Raw genomic sequence first — 14938 nt, 5'->3', positions numbered from 1 at the left:
GACGGACGATCCGTTACCACCCACGGGGAGACACGAGTGACGATCAGAGTGAACCGCAGGGCCGCGCTGGGCATCGGCACGGTGGCCACCGCCGGCACGGTGCTCGGCGCCGCCGCGCCCGCCTCCGCCGCCGCCCGGCCCCGGGCGGCGGCCACCCCGGCCGAGGCTGCCGCCCAGGTCGCCGCGGGCTACGCGCAGGAGACCGCGCGGGCCGGGGGCAACTGGCAGGCGTACGTGAGCGTCGCCAACGGCTCCGCCGCGCCGCTGGTGGCCGTCGCCGACGAGGCGGACCGGCGGATCGAGGCGTACAGCGTCAACAAGATCGCCGTGGCCGTGGCGGTGCTGGACAAGGTCGACCGGGGGCTGCTCACGCTCGCCCAGCGGGTCGACGTGACCGCGTCCATCGTGATCCCCGGCGGCGACGGCATCTTCAGCCTCGACGGCGCGTACCCGAGCAGCGTCACCCTGGGGCACGCCCTGGCGGCCCTGCTGACGGTCTCCGACGACACCGCCGTGCGGCTCTGCGGCCTGGTCTGCCCGGCCGCCGAGCTGAACCAGATCCTCGTCGCGAAGGGCTTCCCGAACACGCAGGTGCAGCCGGTGGCCAACCCGAACCGGTTCTACCTCGGCACGAGCACCCCACGGGAGACGCACGACCTGCTGCGGAAGCTGGTGGGCGGCACGCTGCTGTCGGCGTCCTCGACGGCGTTCCTGCTCGGCCTGCTGCGCTCCCCCATCGCGTTCACCGACGGGGTGCGGCGTGAGATGTCCTCGACCGAGCGGGCGCAGGTCGCCACCAAGGCGGGCTGGTTCGACACGGCCCGGCACGAGGCCGGGATCGTCTTCGACGCCGCCGGCGCGCCGGTGCTGACGTACGCGCTGTTCGCCGACGGGCAGGCCGGTGCGGGCGACTTCGGCGCGACCCACCCGGCGGTGCAGGCCCGGGCCCGGCTGGGCCGCGTCTTCCTGACCGCCGTCGCGGGGCTGGCCGGCGTCGGCCCGGCCCACCGGGCCGCCGTCCAGCGGCCGAGCAACGGCGGCTGATCCACGCCACGCGGCCAGCGGGCCGCACCCGCGCGCCCGGCTGCGCGGCGCGCGGGTGCGGTGGCGGACTACGGTGTACTGCGGGACACCGGCGGAGGGGGCGGGGCACCATGGAGGCACCAGCGGAACAGGCCGCCCAGCGGGCGTTGGCGCGCCGGCTGCGCGGCGCGGCCGGGCTCGCCGCACTGGCGGGTCTGGCCTGGGTGGCCCGCGACGTGCCGGCCGCCCTGGGCGGGCGGCTCAGCGGGGCCCGCGCCGAGCGGGCCGCCCGCTCCCCGCAGTTCCGCGACGGCGCCTTCCGCAACCGGGCGAGCACCCGCACCATGGCCGGCTCGCCCGACCGCAACCTGGTCCGCGAGCTGATCTTCGGCAAGCAGAAGCGCCGGCCGACCGCCGCCGTGCCGCTGGTGCGCCCGGCCGACCCGCCGGCCGCCGCCACCGACCGCGAGCTGGGCGTCGTCTGGTATGGCCATGCCTCCGCGCTGATCGAGATCGAGGGTCACCGGGTGCTGGTCGACCCGGTGTGGAGCGACCGGTGCTCGCCGTCGGCGCTGCTCGGGCCGCGCCGGCTGCACGAGCCCCCGGTGGGCCTGCACGAACTGCCCACCGTGGACGCGGTCGTGATCTCCCACGACCACTACGACCACCTCGACATGGCCACCGTGCGGGCGCTGACCGCCGGCCAGTCCGCGCCGTTCGTGGTGCCCCTGGGCGTCGGGGCGCACCTGGAGCGGTGGGGCGTGCCGGAGGACCGGATCGTCGAGCTGGACTGGGCGGAGAGCCACCGGGTCGGCGGGCTGACCATCACGGCGACCGCCGCCCAGCACTTCTCCGGCCGGGGGTTGCGCCGCGACGGCACGCTGTGGAGTTCGTGGGTGGTGGCCGGGGCCCACCGCCGGGTCTTCTACACCGGCGACTCCGGCTACTTCGACGGCTACGCCGAGATCGGCGCGGAGCACGGCCCGTTCGACGTGACGCTGATCCAGATCGGCGCGTACGACCGGGCGTGGCCGAGCATCCACATGTTCCCCGAGGAGGCCGTCGCCGCCCACCTCGACCTGCGCGGCGGGCTGCTCCTGCCGGTGCACTGGGCGACGTTCAACCTGGCCCTGCACGACTGGTCGGAGCCGGTGGACCGGCTGTGGGCGGAGGCGAAGGCCCGCGACGTGCGGTTGGCGGTGCCCCGGCCCGGCGAGCGGGTGGTCGTCGACGACCCGCCGGCGGTCGACGGCTGGTGGCAGTCGATCGCCTGAGGCGACCGCCGCCCGCCCGGCCCGCCGCACGGCTCGTAACCCGGGCCGTCTCCCCTCGTTGGACCAGACCTAGTCGCCGTTATCGGCACCCGTCGCGAACGGGCGTCGCCCGACCGGGCACCGCCGTCCGCCGAGGAGACGACAAGGACACGGTCGTGGGCAACCTTCGCATCGCCATCCTGCTGCGCACGGCCGAGGGCTGCCTCTGGACGCTTCCGCAGATCGACGAGCTGCGGCGGCGCGGCCACGAGGTGATCGTGATCCTCCCCGCAGGTCCGGGCGCGCTGCGGGAGCGGCTGCGGGAGCGCGGCGTCGAGACGGTCGACTCCCCGTTCGACTTCCGGTTCCGCCCCACGCCGGGGGCGGTGCGGGGGCTGTGGCGACTGCGCCGGTTGCTGCGCGCGCTCCGGCCCGACGTCCTGAACTACCACCTGTACGCGGCGGCCCTGGCCGCCCGGGCAGCGGCGTTCCGGCTCCCGCTGCGCCGGGTGCACATGGTCGCCGGGCCGCTCTACCTGGAGTCGCCGGTGGTCCGGCCCGTGGAGCGCCTGCTGTGGCGGCTGGACGACCTCATCATCTGCTGCACGCAGCACATCTCGACGCACTACCGGGCCCTCGGCTGCCCGGCCGAGCGGCGGCCGGTGGCCCAGTACGGGGTCGACCTGGGCCACTTCGACCCCGCCCGGGTGGGGTCGACCGGCACCGCCGACCCGGCCCACGCCACGGCCCGCGCCACGGCCCGCGCCTCGGTCCGGGCGGAGCTCGGCCTCGACGACGACGTCTTCGTCGCGCTCATGGTGGCCAACACGTACACGCCGAAACGGATCGCGTTCCGCGGCCGGAACATCAAGGGCCACGACGTCCTGCTGGCGGCGTGGCGCGACTTCCACGCCGCACACCCACGGTCCCGGCTGCTGATGGCGGGGGTGGGCTTCACCGAGGCCGGCGAGGCGCACCGCCGGCGGCTGATGGACAGGTTCGCCGACGACCGGAGCGTCGTGTGGTTGGGCCGCCTGCCCGACCTGCGCCCCTACTTCCTGGCCGCCGACGTCAACGTGACGCCGTCGCTGTCGGAGGGCAGCAACGGGGTGGTGCGCGAGGCGTCCGCCATGGGCCGTCCCAGCATCGTCAGCGACGCCGGTGGGCTGCCCGAGGCGGTGGACGGCAGCTTCGCCTGGATCGTTCCGCGCGGCGACGCGGCGGCCCTGGGTGAGGCGCTTGCGACCGCCCACCGCGCCTTCGTCGCCGGGGAACTCGACGGCATGGGTCGCCGCGCGCGGGAGCACGCGTTGCGGGCCTTCGACCGCACGGCGGCGGCGGAGGCGGTGGCCGACATGGTGACGGGGCGTCCTGCCGCGGACCGGGCCGCCGACCTGCCGGTTCCGTAACGTCCACGCGCGATCTCGGTTAACTGGGTGTAAGCGCCACGGATCACCACGTACCTGTCGCCCGGAGGCCCTGATGGTGGACCAGTACTGCGGAGGCCGACCTGCCACCCGGCGGATCCACCTCTCCCCGCCCGACGTCGGTCCCGCCGAGGAGGCCCTCGTCGTCGCGGCGATGCGGTCGGGTTGGGTGGCGCCGGCCGGTCCCGACCTGGACGCCTTCGAGCGCGAGCTGGCCGAGCGGGTGGGCTGCGGGCACGCGGTGGGGGTCAGCAGCGGGACGGCCGCGCTGCATCTCGCCCTGCTCGCGGTCGGCGCGGGGCCCGGCACCGCCGTGGTGGTGCCGACGCTGACGTTCGTGGCGACGGCCAACGCGGTCACGTACACCGGGGCGGAGCCGGTCTTCGTCGACTGCGACCCGGCGACCGGGAACCTGGACGTCGACCTGCTGCCCGACCTGCTCGACGACCTGCGCCGCCGGGGCCGGCGGATCGCCGCCGTGGTGGCGGTGGACATCAACGGCTCCTGTGCGGACTACGCCCGCCTGCTGCCGGTCTGCGCGGCGGCGGGCGTGCCGGTGGTCGAGGACTCGGCCCAGGCCCTCGGCTCCACGTACCAGGGGCGGCAGGCCGGGAGCTTCGGGCGGGTGGGCATCTTCTCGTTCAACGGCAACAAGATCATGACGACGTCGAGCGGCGGGATGCTGGTCTCCGAGGACGCCGGGCTGATCGCCCGCGCCCGGCGGCTCTCGACGCAGGCCCGGGAGCCGGTCGCGCACTACGAGCACTGCGACGTCGGCTACAACTACCGGCTGAGCAACGTGCTCGCGGCGCTCGGCCGGGCCCAGTTGCGCCGCCTCGACGGGATGATCGAACGGCGGCGCGCGATGCGGGAGCACTACGCGAAGGTCTTCGCCCCGGTCCCGGGCACGCGCATCCTCGGCGACGGGGACACCGGCTCGAACTGCTGGCTGACCTCGGTCGTGGTGGATCCGGCGACGGCCGGCTGGCGGGCCCGCGACCTCGGCGAGCACCTGGCGGCACACGACATCGAGACCCGGCCCATGTTCAAGCCGATGCACCGGCAGCCGGCCCACCTCGACCGGTGCGCGGTGGTGACCGGGGCGGCGGACCGGCTCTTCGCCGACGGCATCTCGTTGCCGAGCGGGTCCACGCTTCCCGGCGTCGACGCCGACCGCGTGCTCGGGCTGGTCGAGGAGTTCCTCGGTCGGCACCGGTGACCGCGCCCGGCCGCCCGGGCGGGCGGCAGCCTGGGGGCAGGTGGGCGACGTCCCACCCCAGGCCCGGCCGGACCCGGTCAGGGCGTGCCGGTCACCGCGCCAGCGCCGGGTCGCACAGGGCCAGTTCGGCCCGGACCTGCGGGAGGGTGAGCAGCAGCTCCATGATCTCCGGCACGTCCAGCCGCCGGGCGGTGGCGGAGCTGAGCTCGGGCAGCGCCGGCAGCCCGATCCGGCCCTCGGTCACGTAGGACGCGTAGCTGAGCCGCCTGGCGTCGACCGGCAGCCGGTAGAAGTCGCCGAAGTCCTCGGCGCGGGCCAGCTCCTCGCGGCTGGCCATCGTCTCGAACTGCTTCTCGCCGTGGCGGACGCCGATCACGTCGTACTTCGGGGGCACGTCGAAGAGCTGGCACAGGGCGACGACGAGGTCCCCCACCGTGCAGGCGCCGGCCTTGCGGACGAAGATGTCGCCGGCCCGGGCGTGCTGGAACGCGTGCTCGACCAGCTCCACGGAGTCGGCCAGCGACATCATGAACCGCGTCATGTCGGGATCGGTGACGGTGGGCACGACCCCGGCCTTGATCTGCTCGATGAAGATCGGGATCACGGAGCCCCGCGAGTACATGACGTTGCCGTAACGGACGCAGGAGACGACCGTCGCGCCGCCCGAGCCGCCCCGGGCGTGGGCCTGCGCCAGCTTCTCCATCATTCCCTTGCTCATGCCCATCGCGCTGACCGGGTGGACCGCCTTGTCGGTGCTCAGCATCACCACGGAGCCGACCCCGTGCCGGTCCGCCGCCTCGATCACGTTCGCGCTGCCCACGACGTTGGTCCGGAACGCCTCCAGCGGGAAGAACTCGCAGGAGGGGACCTGCTTGAGCGCCGCGGCGTGGAAGACGAAGTCGACGCCCCGGGTGGCGCGCAGGACGCTGTCGAGGTCCCGGATGTCGCCGAGGTGGTAGGAGACCCGGTCGTCGGCGAGGGTCCGCCGCATGACGTCCTGCTTGGCCTCGTCCCGGCTGAGGACGCGCACCTCCGCGACATCGCGGTCCAGCAGCCGCCGCACCATCGTCTGACCGAACGAGCCGGTCCCTCCGGTGATCAGCACACGGCGACCAACAGTCGAGCAAGTCATCCAAGTTCTCCTATTTCTTGGAGCGGCGCCGGCCTTCCTGGCTCCGCGCAGCAGCCACTGCGGACGGTCACGGGCCGCCGAGCTGCACGGCATCCGGTTCAACGAAGGGTCAGAGTACAGGGAAACGCCAGAAAGGTGCATATTGTCCGCTTCCTCGCCGCCGGTCGACCGCGCGCGGTCCGGCCACCCGCCCCGGGGACCGGCCGTGGCCAACGGGGTGGTCCGGTCGTTCAACCGGGGTGGAGCCCGTTCGCCGCCCGCAGGGACGCCTCCGCCGCCGTCCAGCCCGCCCGCCGCCCGGAGAGAACCGCCATGAGCCCACCCAGCACGTCGCACCGGCTACGCGTGGCGGTGCTGCTCAAGACGAACACCGGCGGCAGGTGGATCCTGCCGCAGGTGGACGAGCTGCGCGGGCGCGGACACGACGTCGTGGTGATCCTGCCCGCCGGGGACGGGCGGCTCACCGGGGAGCTGCGGCGACGGGGCGTACGCGTCGCCGAGTCGCCGTTCGACTTCCGGGTCGGGCCCGGCCTCCCCGCCGGCCTGCTCGGCCTGCGTCGGTTGATCCGCCGGCTGGCCCCGGACGTGCTCCACTACCACCTGCTCGCCTCCGCCTTCGCCGCCCGGGCCGCCACCGTGGGCCTGCCCCTGCGCCGCGTGCACATGGTGGCCGGCCCGGCCTACCTGGAGTCCCGCGTCATCCGCCTCGTCGAGCGGCTGCTGTGGCGGCTCGACGACGCCATCGTCTGCGGCTGCCGGCACGCGTCGAACCGGTACGGGGCGCTGGGCTGCCCGCCCCACCGCCGCCCGGTGGCCACCTACGGGGTGAACACCGAGCGGTTCCGGCCGGACTGGGCGGCCGCCCCGCGCCCCGGTGACGCGCCGCCCGGCGGACCCGACGGCCACCCGGCCCTCGCGGACCGGGGCGGCCCGGGTGGCCCGGCGCACGCCGAGGCGCGGGCCAAGGCGCGGGCCGAGCTCGGCGTCGCCGACGACGTCTTCCTGGCCGTCATGGTCGCCTACGTCTATCCGCCGAAGCGGCTGGTCAACCGGGGACGGGGGATCAAGGGGCACGACGTGCTCCTGCCCGCGTGGCGACGGTTCCGCGCGGCCCACCCGAAGGCGCACCTGTTGATCATCGGCGACGGTTGGGGCGACGCGGGCGAGACCTACCGCCGCCGGCTGCTCGACCGGTTCGGCGTCGCCGGGGACCCCGGGATCACCTGGCTCACCGGCGTCGACGACGTACGCCCCTGGTACGCGGCGGCCGACGTGAGCGTCAGCCCCTCCCTCGGCGAGAGCCACGGCGCGGCGGTGGAGGCCGGGGCGATGGCCGTGCCGAGCATCGTCAGCGATGCCGGTGGCCTGCCCGAGACGGTCGACGAGCACAGCGGGTGGATCGTCCCGGCCGACGACGTGCCGGCCCTGGCCGACGCGCTCCGCCTCGCGTACCGGGACTTCGCGGCCGGGCGGCTGCCCGCACGCGGCCGGGCGGCCCGCAGCCTGATGGTGCGGCGGTTCGACAACCGGCGCTCGGCCGCCGACGTCGCCGACGTCCTCGAATCCGTCGCGGCCACCGGCGGACGCTAGCCGCTCCGGCGCGCGGCCGCCGGCCTGCGGGCCGCCGGGCCGGGCGGGGCGGCCGCCGGCCGGCCCTGGTCAGCGCACGACCGCGGCGTCAGAGCACGAAGGCGTCGGTCCAGAGCGCGCCGGAGCGGCCCGACAGCGCGTCGAGCATCGCGACCGCCTGGCCGTCGCTGAGCTGCGCGACGAAGTCGACGATGGCCCGCCCCCGGGCCCGGCCGATCCGGTCCGGCGTACGCGGGTGCAGCTCCGCCTCGGCCAGCTCGACCAGGTCGTGCAGCCGGCGCGGCAGCCGCGACTCCTCCTCCGGGTCGAGCAGCCACTCCCACAGCGCCTCGACGAGGGTGCCGAGCAGCCGCGCCTGTCCCCGCTGGTGCAGGGCCAGGTCGGGGCGGGCCAGCACGAACCGGTGGTGGACGAACTTGAGCACCTGCACCTCGTGCCACTGGGCCGGGGCGAGCAGCACGTGCCCGGAGCGCACCGACGGGGTCCCGGTCACGGTGATGGCGTCGACGAACCGGGTGGTCCACCGGGCGGAGAACCGGGCGACGTACTGCTCCGCCTCGATCGAGCCGTCGAACGGCAGCGCGAGCAGCCCCTCGACCAGCTCCTGCCGGACGTGCTCGACGGCCGCGGCGAACGCCTCGTCGTCGGCGATCCAGCCGTCCTTGCGGTGCAGCTGCCGGCGCAGCCGCTCGATGGCCGCACCGGGCCGGCGGCCCACGCCGTCCAGCGCGGGGTCGGTGACCGCCCGCAGGTGGTCGCCCTCCCGCTGCCAGGCCATCAGCTCGGCGGCCACGGCGCCCTGCTGGAGCACACCGACCCGGTAGAAGTCCTCGACGTCGTGGATGGCGTACGCGATGTCGTCGGCGGTGTCCATGACCGACGCCTCCACCGTCTGCTGCCAGTCGGCGATCCGCCCGACGAACGGCTCCCGGGCCTGGCGCAGGTCGGCCAGCTCCGTGCGGTACGCGCCGAACTTCGCCGACCCGCTGTCCGGGTCGTCGGCGGGCACGGCGGCGCCCCGGGGCGGCGGGTCGAGGTGCCGGGGGTGCGGGTCCGGGTGGTCCAGCCGGGTCCACGGGTATTTCAGCAGGGCCGCCCGGACCGCCGCCGTCAGGTCGAGGCCGGTGGTCGCCGCGCCGCGGATCTCGGTGCTGGTGACGATCCGGTACGACTGCGCGTTGCCCTCGAAGCCGTCGGCGAGGCCCAGCCGCTGCCGGGCCAGCCGGTCGAGCACCCGCTCCCCGAGGTGCCCGAACGGCGGGTGCCCGAGGTCGTGGGCGAGGGCGGCGGCCTCGACCACGTCGGGGTCGCAGCCGCCGAGGGAGGCCAGCAGGTCGCGCCAGCGCTCGTCGGCGGTGAGCCGCTCGGCGATGGCGCGGGCGACCTGGGCCACCTTGAGGCTGTGGGTGAGCCGGTTGTGCACCAGCAGGCCGGAGCCGCCCGGGCTGATCACCTGGGTGACCCCGCCGAGGCGGGCGAAGAAGGGCGAGGCCACGATCCGGTCCCGGTCGGCCCGGAACGGGCTGGCGGCGAGGTCGCCGAGGGCCCGGGCGCTGCCGCCGAAGAGCCGCCGCGCCCGCGGGTCAGCGGGATGTTCCATGATCGCCACGCTAGCGCAGCCGGTGCCGCCGCACGCCGGCTCGGCCCCCGGCGGGGGTGCCGCGCGGCGTCGGGGGCGGGCGGCACAATGCAGGGCGGAACCCACACGAAGGCGGATGAAGATCGTGACCCAGTCTGTGCACCAGCGGATCGCCGACGAGCTCGGCGTCGCCGAACGTCAGGTCCGGGCGGCCGTGGAGCTGCTCGACGGCGGCGCCACCGTGCCGTTCATCGCCCGCTACCGCAAGGAGGCCACCGGCCTGCTCGACGACGCCCAGCTGCGCACCCTGGAGGAGCGGCTGCGCTACCTGCGCGAGCTGGACGAGCGCCGCGCCGCGGTGCTGGAGTCCATCCGTGGCCAGGGCAAGCTCGACGAGGCCCTCGAAGCGCAGATCATGGCGGCCGACTCGAAGTCCCGGCTGGAGGACATCTACCTGCCGTTCAAGCCGAAGCGGCGCACCCGGGCGCAGATCGCCCGCGAGGCCGGGCTGGAGCCCCTCGCCGACGCGCTGCTGGCCGACCCGGGCCAGGATCCGCGGGAGCGGGCCGCCGGCTTCGTCGACGCCGACAAGGGGGTGGCCGACGCCGCCGCCGCGCTGGACGGCGCGCGGGCCATCCTGGTGGAGCGTTTCGCCGAGGACGCCGACCTGATCGGCACTCTGCGCGAGCAGATGTGGTCGCGGGGCCGGCTGGTCTCGCGGGTACGCGACGGCCAGGAGGCCGCCGGCGCGAAGTTCTCCGACTACTTCGACTTCGCCGAGCCGTACGCGAAGCTGCCCTCGCACCGGATCCTGGCGATGTTCCGGGGCGAGAAGGAGGGCGTGCTCGACCTGACGATGGACCCGGAGGCCGAGGGCGACTCCGACGCGCCGGTCACCGGCCCGACGCGCTACGAGGCGGCGATCGCCGGCCGGTTCGGGGTCAGCGACTCCGGGCGGCCCGGCGACAGGTGGCTGACCGACACGGTGCGCTGGGCCTGGCGCACCCGCATCCTCATCCACCTCGGTGCGGACCTGCGGATGCGGCTGTGGCAGGCGGCCGAGGAGGAGGCCGTGCGGGTCTTCGCCACCAACCTGCGCGACCTGCTGCTCGCCGCGCCGGCCGGCACCCGGCCGACGATGGGCCTCGACCCGGGCCTGCGCACCGGGGTCAAGGTGGCGGTGGTCGACGCCACCGGCAAGGTGGTCGCCACCGACACGATCTACCCGCACGAGCCGCGCCGGCAGTGGGACACCTCGATCGACACCCTGGCGCGGCTGGCCGGGGCGCACGGCGTGGAGCTGGTCGCCATCGGCAACGGCACCGCCAGCCGGGAGACCGACAAGCTCGCCGGCGAGCTGATCAAGCGGCACCCGGAGCTGAAGCTGACCAAGGTGGTCGTCTCCGAGGCCGGTGCTTCGGTCTACTCGGCGTCGGCGTACGCCTCGCAGGAGCTGCCGGGGCTGGACGTGTCGCTGCGCGGCGCGGTCTCCATCGCCCGCCGGTTGCAGGACCCGCTCGCCGAGCTGGTCAAGATCGACCCCCGCTCGATCGGCGTGGGCCAATACCAGCACGACCTGTCCGAGGTGAAGCTCTCCCGCTCCCTCGACGCGGTGGTGGAGGACTGCGTGAACGCCGTCGGCGTCGACGTCAACACCGCCTCCGCGCCGCTGCTCACCCGGGTCTCCGGCATCGGGGCGGGGCTGGCGGAGAACATCGTGCTGCACCGCGACGCCAACGGCCCGTTCCGGTCCCGGGCCGAGCTGAAGAAGGTGTCCCGGCTCGGCCCGAAGGCGTTCGAGCAGTGCGCGGGCTTCCTGCGCATCCCCGGCGGCGCCGACCCGCTCGACTCCTCCAGCGTGCACCCGGAGTCCTACCCGGTGGTGCGGCGGATCCTGGCCCGCACGGGGCAGGACCTGCGCTCCCTGATCGGGCAGAGCGCCATCCTGCGCGGGCTGCGGGCCACCGACTTCGTCGACGACACGTTCGGCCTGCCCACCGTCACCGACATCCTGGCGGAGCTGGAGAAGCCCGGCCGGGACCCGCGGCCGGAGTTCCGCACCGCCACGTTCGTCGAGGGCGTGGAGAAGATCTCCGACCTGACCCCCGGCATGATCCTGGAGGGCGTGGTCACCAACGTGGCGGCGTTCGGCGCGTTCGTCGACGTCGGCGTGCACCAGGACGGCCTGGTGCACGTCTCGGCGATGTCCCGCACGTTCGTCAAGGACCCGCGCGACGTGGTGAAGTCCGGCGACGTGGTCCGGGTGAAGGTGCTCGACGTCGACGTGCCGCGCAAGCGGATCTCGCTGACGCTGCGGCTCGACGACGAGATGCCCGCCGCCGGCCAGGGCGGCGGTGGCCAGGGCGGCGGTGGCCAGGGCGGGCAACGCGGCGGCCAGGGCGGCGGGCAACGCGGGGCCCAGGGTGGACAACGCGGCGGTGGCCAGGGCGGCGAGCGGGGCGGCTCGCGCGGGGGCCAGGGCGGTTCGCGCGGCGAGCGGGGCGGCTCGCGCGGCGGGCAGCCGCAGCGGCAGGGGCGCGGGGGCGGGGCGGCCCCGGCGCCGGCCAACGACGCCATGGCGGACGCGCTGCGCCGCGCCGGCCTGGCCTGAGGCCCCGGCGTCGCCGCCGCGCCGAAACCGGCGAACGGTTCGGCGCGGCGGCGACGCCCGGGTGACGCCCGACTCCCGAGGCCCGGCGGCGACGCCCGGGACCGGGCCGACGACGCGGGCGCGCGGCGGCGCGCGTACCGTCGGCAGCGTGGGTGAGGACGACGGCCTTCCGTGGCGGGAGCGGCAGCGCCACGCGGTGCGGGCGCACGCGGCGGCCGAGGCCCGGCAGCGCGCCGCGGAGCAGGCGGAGGCCGCGGAGCTGGTGGCCGGTTTCGCCGCCGAGGCGCTGCGGCGCGGGCTGCGCAGCGAGCCGCTGCGGGCGGTCGGCTACGACGGGCGCGGCCACTACCGCACCCGGCTCACCGGCTGGTACGTGGACCGGGCCCGCACCCGCGCCGTGGACACCGAGGGCCGCTTCTATCTGCTCTCCGTGCCCCCCGGCCTGCGGGCGCGGCTGTTCGGGGCGCAGCCGGAGCCCACCCCGCCGCCGCTGGTGGTCGGGCGCGGCGGCCGCGACGGCGAGTCGGTGCCCCTGGCGACCCTGCTCAGCCTGCGTCTGGAGGCGGGCGACGACTGGCGGTGAGCCGCGCCGCCCGGCCGGACCGCTGCCGGGGCACGCTGCCTGCGGACCGCCGCTGCACCCAGCGCCACCAGCAGAGCTGCACGACCAGGGTGAGCAGGCCGGCCAGCACGATGGCGGTCAGGTTGATCACGAGCTGGAGGGCGGAGCCGGCCGCCTCCCGCCACACCCCGTAGGCGGCGGCGACGGCGACGTTCGCGGCGGCCGGCACGGTGGTGACCGAGATCAGCACGCCGACGAGCGAGCCGGACTTCTTCGAGGTCAGTGAGAGCATCCCGGCCACGCCGGCCAGCAGGCCGACCACCCAGGACAGCGCGTCGGGCCGCCAGATGAAGTCGGTCAGCGGCCGGTCGGCCAGCAGCATGCCCCGGTCCACCAGGCCGGCGGCGGTCAGCGTCCAGGTGCTCAGCACGGTGGCCAGCACGGCGGCCAGGAAGCCCACCACGAGGGCCTGCACCGAACGGCCGACGACGGCGGGCCGGCGGCGCAGCAGCGCCACGCAGAGGGCGGCGAGCGGACCGAACTCGGGGCCGACCACCATCGCGCCGACGATCAGGATCGGCTGGTCGAGCAGCACACCGATGCCGGCGATCATGGTGGCCACCACGATCAGCACCAGGAACGTGGCGGAGAGCTCGGTCTGCTCGCCGGTCTTGGCGGCGATCTCGTCCCAGACGACCGCGTCCGTGCCGCTGCCCGGCGCCTCCTCGGCGGCCCGGTCCGCGGCGGCGGACAGCGTCAGCTCCACGTCGTCGGCGGCGATGCCCCCGCGCGCCTCGACGCCGAGCCGGCGCAGGTCGTGCAGGACGACGTCGGCCCGTTCGCGGACCACGTCGCAGAGGACGAGATCGCCCGCAGGCCGGCGGGCCGCGCCGGGCAGGACGACCAGGTGGGTCACGCCCGGGTCCGCGCCGAGCAGGTCCACCACGGCCGACGACTGGTCCGGCGGCGCGATCACCCGCAGATGCAGCACAGCTCGCTCCCCAGGAGATGGGCCGGGCCCCACGCCCGCGCAGACCATACCCGGCCCGGGGGCCGCGCGCCGCCGGCCGGGGCCGTAACGCGGCACGCGGCCCCGGGGTTAGTGGGACGAGGACCACGAGCGGGCGGGGGATCCGCGTCGGTCCGACCGGAGACGAAGGGGTCGACGTTGGCCAACCCAGCGCCGGGCGGCCGGTGGTCCGGCCTGTCGAGGGTGAGCTGGTTCCTCGCCGGCCTGGCCATGACCTCGCTCGCGCAGTGGACCATCGTCACGGTGCTCGCCCGGGCCGGCAGCCCTGGCCTGGTCGGCCAGTACGCCCTCGGTCTCGCGGTCGGCGCGCCGGTGGTCCTGGTCTGCGGGCTCGGGCTCCAGCCGGTCCTGGTCACCGACGTGGCCGGTCGGTTCACCTTCCACGAGTACCTGCGGCTGCGGCTGGCCGGGATGGCGGTGGCGCTGTTCGCGATCGGCGTCGTCGCGTACGCGATGGGTTCGGGGGGTGGGCCCGTCGTCCTGCTCGTCGGCGTGGCGAAGGCGCTCGACGCGGTGGGCGAGATCTACTTCGGCATCCTGCAACGCCGCCGCGCGATGCGTACCGTCGGGTTGTCGATGGCCCTCAACGCCGCGCTCTCGGTCGTCGTCACCACGGTCCTGCTCCTGGCGACGGGCAGTGTCGCCGTCGCGGCCCTCGGCTCGGTCGCCGGCTCGGCGCTCGGCTCCGTCGGCTACCCCCGGTGGGTGGTCCGCCCGGACCTGCGGGGGGCCGCCGGGGCGGGCGGGTGGGCGGCGCTGCGCCGGCAGCGCCGGCTGGTCGTCACCGCCCTGCCCGTCGGCTTCGCCTACAGCCTCACCTCGTTCACCGGCAACGTGCCGATGTACGTCGTGCAACACGAGCTGGGCGCGCAGGCGCTGGGGGTGTTCGCCGCGCTGAGCTACGCGACGATGGGGGCGAACCTCCTCTACGCCGCGATGTACCAGGTGCTCCTGCACCGGATGGCCGAGCTGGCCGGCGCGGGGCGGCTCCGGGCGCTGCGCGGCCTGGTCGTCCGGCTCGTGCTGGGCTCGCTGTTGTTCGGGCTGGTGGGGGCGCTGGTCGCCAGGCTGGCCGGCGAGGTGGTGCTGGGGCTGCTCTACGGGCGCGACTACTCCCGGCACTGGCCGGTGCTGGTGGTCCTCGCGCTGGGCATCGGCGCGAGCGGCGCGCTGTACTTCGTCAACGCCGCGTTGCTGGCGCTGCACCGCTTCCAGCACCACCTGACGGCGACCCTGCCCACGCTCGGGCTCGTCGCGGCGGCGAGCCTGCTGCTGGTCCCCCGGCACGGGCTGATCGGCGCGGCGTCGGCCGCCGTCCTGGCGCTGGTGGTGGAGGCCGTCACGAAGACGCTGCTGCTGCTGCGGCACGCGCTGGCCCGGGCGGTTGGTGGGCCCGCCACGCCGCCGCCGGGCGACGGGGAGCCGCGGGACCGGCCATCCGCGGGACCGGTGCCGCCGGAACGAAGTACCGTACCGAAAGTCACCACATAACCGCGTACCTGACATCTTGGA

At 75.4% G+C, this 14938-nt stretch carries 11 protein-coding genes; 8 read left to right on the top strand and 3 right to left on the bottom strand.

Annotation, left to right across the window (positions count from 1 at the left end):
• Nucleotides 1-36: 36 nt before the first annotated feature.
• The 4 genes from O7628_RS23805 to O7628_RS23790 all read left to right on the top strand — a co-directional run bounded on the left by O7628_RS23805 (nucleotide 37) and on the right by O7628_RS23790 (nucleotide 4922).
• Nucleotides 37-1044, top strand: a complete 1008-nt coding sequence (locus tag O7628_RS23805; protein WP_278133795.1) for a serine hydrolase — start codon at nucleotides 37-39, stop codon at nucleotides 1042-1044.
• Between the two features lie 110 nt (nucleotides 1045-1154).
• Nucleotides 1155-2297, top strand: a complete 1143-nt coding sequence (locus tag O7628_RS23800) for an MBL fold metallo-hydrolase (protein WP_278133792.1) — start codon at nucleotides 1155-1157, stop codon at nucleotides 2295-2297.
• 155 nt (nucleotides 2298-2452) lie between these two features.
• Complete coding sequence (locus O7628_RS23795) at nucleotides 2453-3685, top strand: glycosyltransferase family 4 protein (RefSeq protein ID WP_278133790.1); 1233 nt, start codon at nucleotides 2453-2455, stop codon at nucleotides 3683-3685.
• A 73-nt stretch (nucleotides 3686-3758) separates the two neighbouring features.
• Entirely contained in the window at nucleotides 3759-4922 is a 1164-nt protein-coding gene (locus O7628_RS23790) for an aminotransferase class I/II-fold pyridoxal phosphate-dependent enzyme (protein ID WP_278133788.1), read from the top strand.
• 91 nt (nucleotides 4923-5013) lie between these two features.
• On the opposite strand, the gene O7628_RS23785 is transcribed toward O7628_RS23790, so the two are convergent.
• The gene (locus O7628_RS23785) at nucleotides 5014-6027 is read right to left on the bottom strand and encodes a polysaccharide biosynthesis protein (RefSeq protein ID WP_278133786.1); all 1014 of its coding nucleotides are present in this window, start codon (nucleotides 6025-6027) and stop codon (nucleotides 5014-5016) included.
• A 339-nt stretch (nucleotides 6028-6366) separates the two neighbouring features.
• On the opposite strand from O7628_RS23785, the gene O7628_RS23780 reads away from it, so the two are divergent.
• The gene (locus tag O7628_RS23780) at nucleotides 6367-7644 is read left to right on the top strand and encodes a glycosyltransferase family 4 protein (protein ID WP_278133784.1); all 1278 of its coding nucleotides are present in this window, start codon (nucleotides 6367-6369) and stop codon (nucleotides 7642-7644) included.
• Nucleotides 7645-7732: 88 nt separating this feature from the next.
• On the opposite strand, the gene dgt is transcribed toward O7628_RS23780, so the two are convergent.
• Entirely contained in the window at nucleotides 7733-9244 is a 1512-nt protein-coding gene (dgt, locus tag O7628_RS23775) for a dGTP triphosphohydrolase (RefSeq protein WP_278133783.1), read from the bottom strand.
• A gap of 115 nt (nucleotides 9245-9359) precedes the next feature.
• Between dgt and O7628_RS23770 the strand changes: the two genes are divergently transcribed.
• Together O7628_RS23770 and O7628_RS23765 are read left to right on the top strand one after the other, a co-directional pair.
• Nucleotides 9360-11834 carry a Tex family protein gene (locus tag O7628_RS23770; protein ID WP_278133781.1) on the top strand — a complete coding sequence of 825 codons (2475 nt, stop codon included), beginning with the start codon at nucleotides 9360-9362 and terminating at the stop codon, nucleotides 11832-11834.
• A 148-nt stretch (nucleotides 11835-11982) separates the two neighbouring features.
• Nucleotides 11983-12417, top strand: coding sequence for a hypothetical protein (locus O7628_RS23765; protein ID WP_278133779.1), 435 nt, complete (start codon nucleotides 11983-11985; stop codon nucleotides 12415-12417).
• Here O7628_RS23765 and O7628_RS23760 read toward each other — a convergent pair.
• The gene (locus O7628_RS23760) at nucleotides 12380-13387 is read right to left on the bottom strand and encodes a DUF389 domain-containing protein (RefSeq protein WP_278133777.1); all 1008 of its coding nucleotides are present in this window, start codon (nucleotides 13385-13387) and stop codon (nucleotides 12380-12382) included. The two genes, O7628_RS23765 and O7628_RS23760, sit on opposite strands and share 38 nt — an antisense overlap.
• Nucleotides 13388-13564: 177 nt before the next feature.
• Here O7628_RS23760 and O7628_RS23755 point away from each other — a divergent pair, with 177 nt between their 5' ends.
• Entirely contained in the window at nucleotides 13565-14917 is a 1353-nt protein-coding gene (locus tag O7628_RS23755; RefSeq protein WP_278133776.1) for a hypothetical protein, read from the top strand.
• Nucleotides 14918-14938: the final 21 nt, after the last annotated feature.

It is taken from the genome of Micromonospora sp. WMMD956 (genome assembly GCF_029626125.1).
GTDB lineage: Bacteria > Actinomycetota > Actinomycetes > Mycobacteriales > Micromonosporaceae > Micromonospora > Micromonospora carbonacea.
This window is presented reverse-complemented; position numbering and strand designations above follow the sequence as displayed.

Excerpts from the sequence above, each read along its gene's own strand:
- O7628_RS23770 (WP_278133781.1), top strand. The coding sequence starts at position 9,360 with ATGAAGATCGTGACCCAGTCTGTGCACCAGCGGATCGCCGACGAGCTC.
- O7628_RS23800 (WP_278133792.1), top strand. The coding sequence starts at position 1,155 with ATGGAGGCACCAGCGGAACAGGCCGCCCAGCGGGCGTTGGCGCGCCGG.
- dgt (WP_278133783.1), bottom strand. The coding sequence starts at position 9,244 with ATGGAACATCCCGCTGACCCGCGGGCGCGGCGGCTCTTCGGCGGCAGC.
- O7628_RS23780 (WP_278133784.1), top strand. The coding sequence starts at position 6,367 with ATGAGCCCACCCAGCACGTCGCACCGGCTACGCGTGGCGGTGCTGCTC.
- O7628_RS23790 (WP_278133788.1), top strand. The coding sequence starts at position 3,759 with ATGGTGGACCAGTACTGCGGAGGCCGACCTGCCACCCGGCGGATCCAC.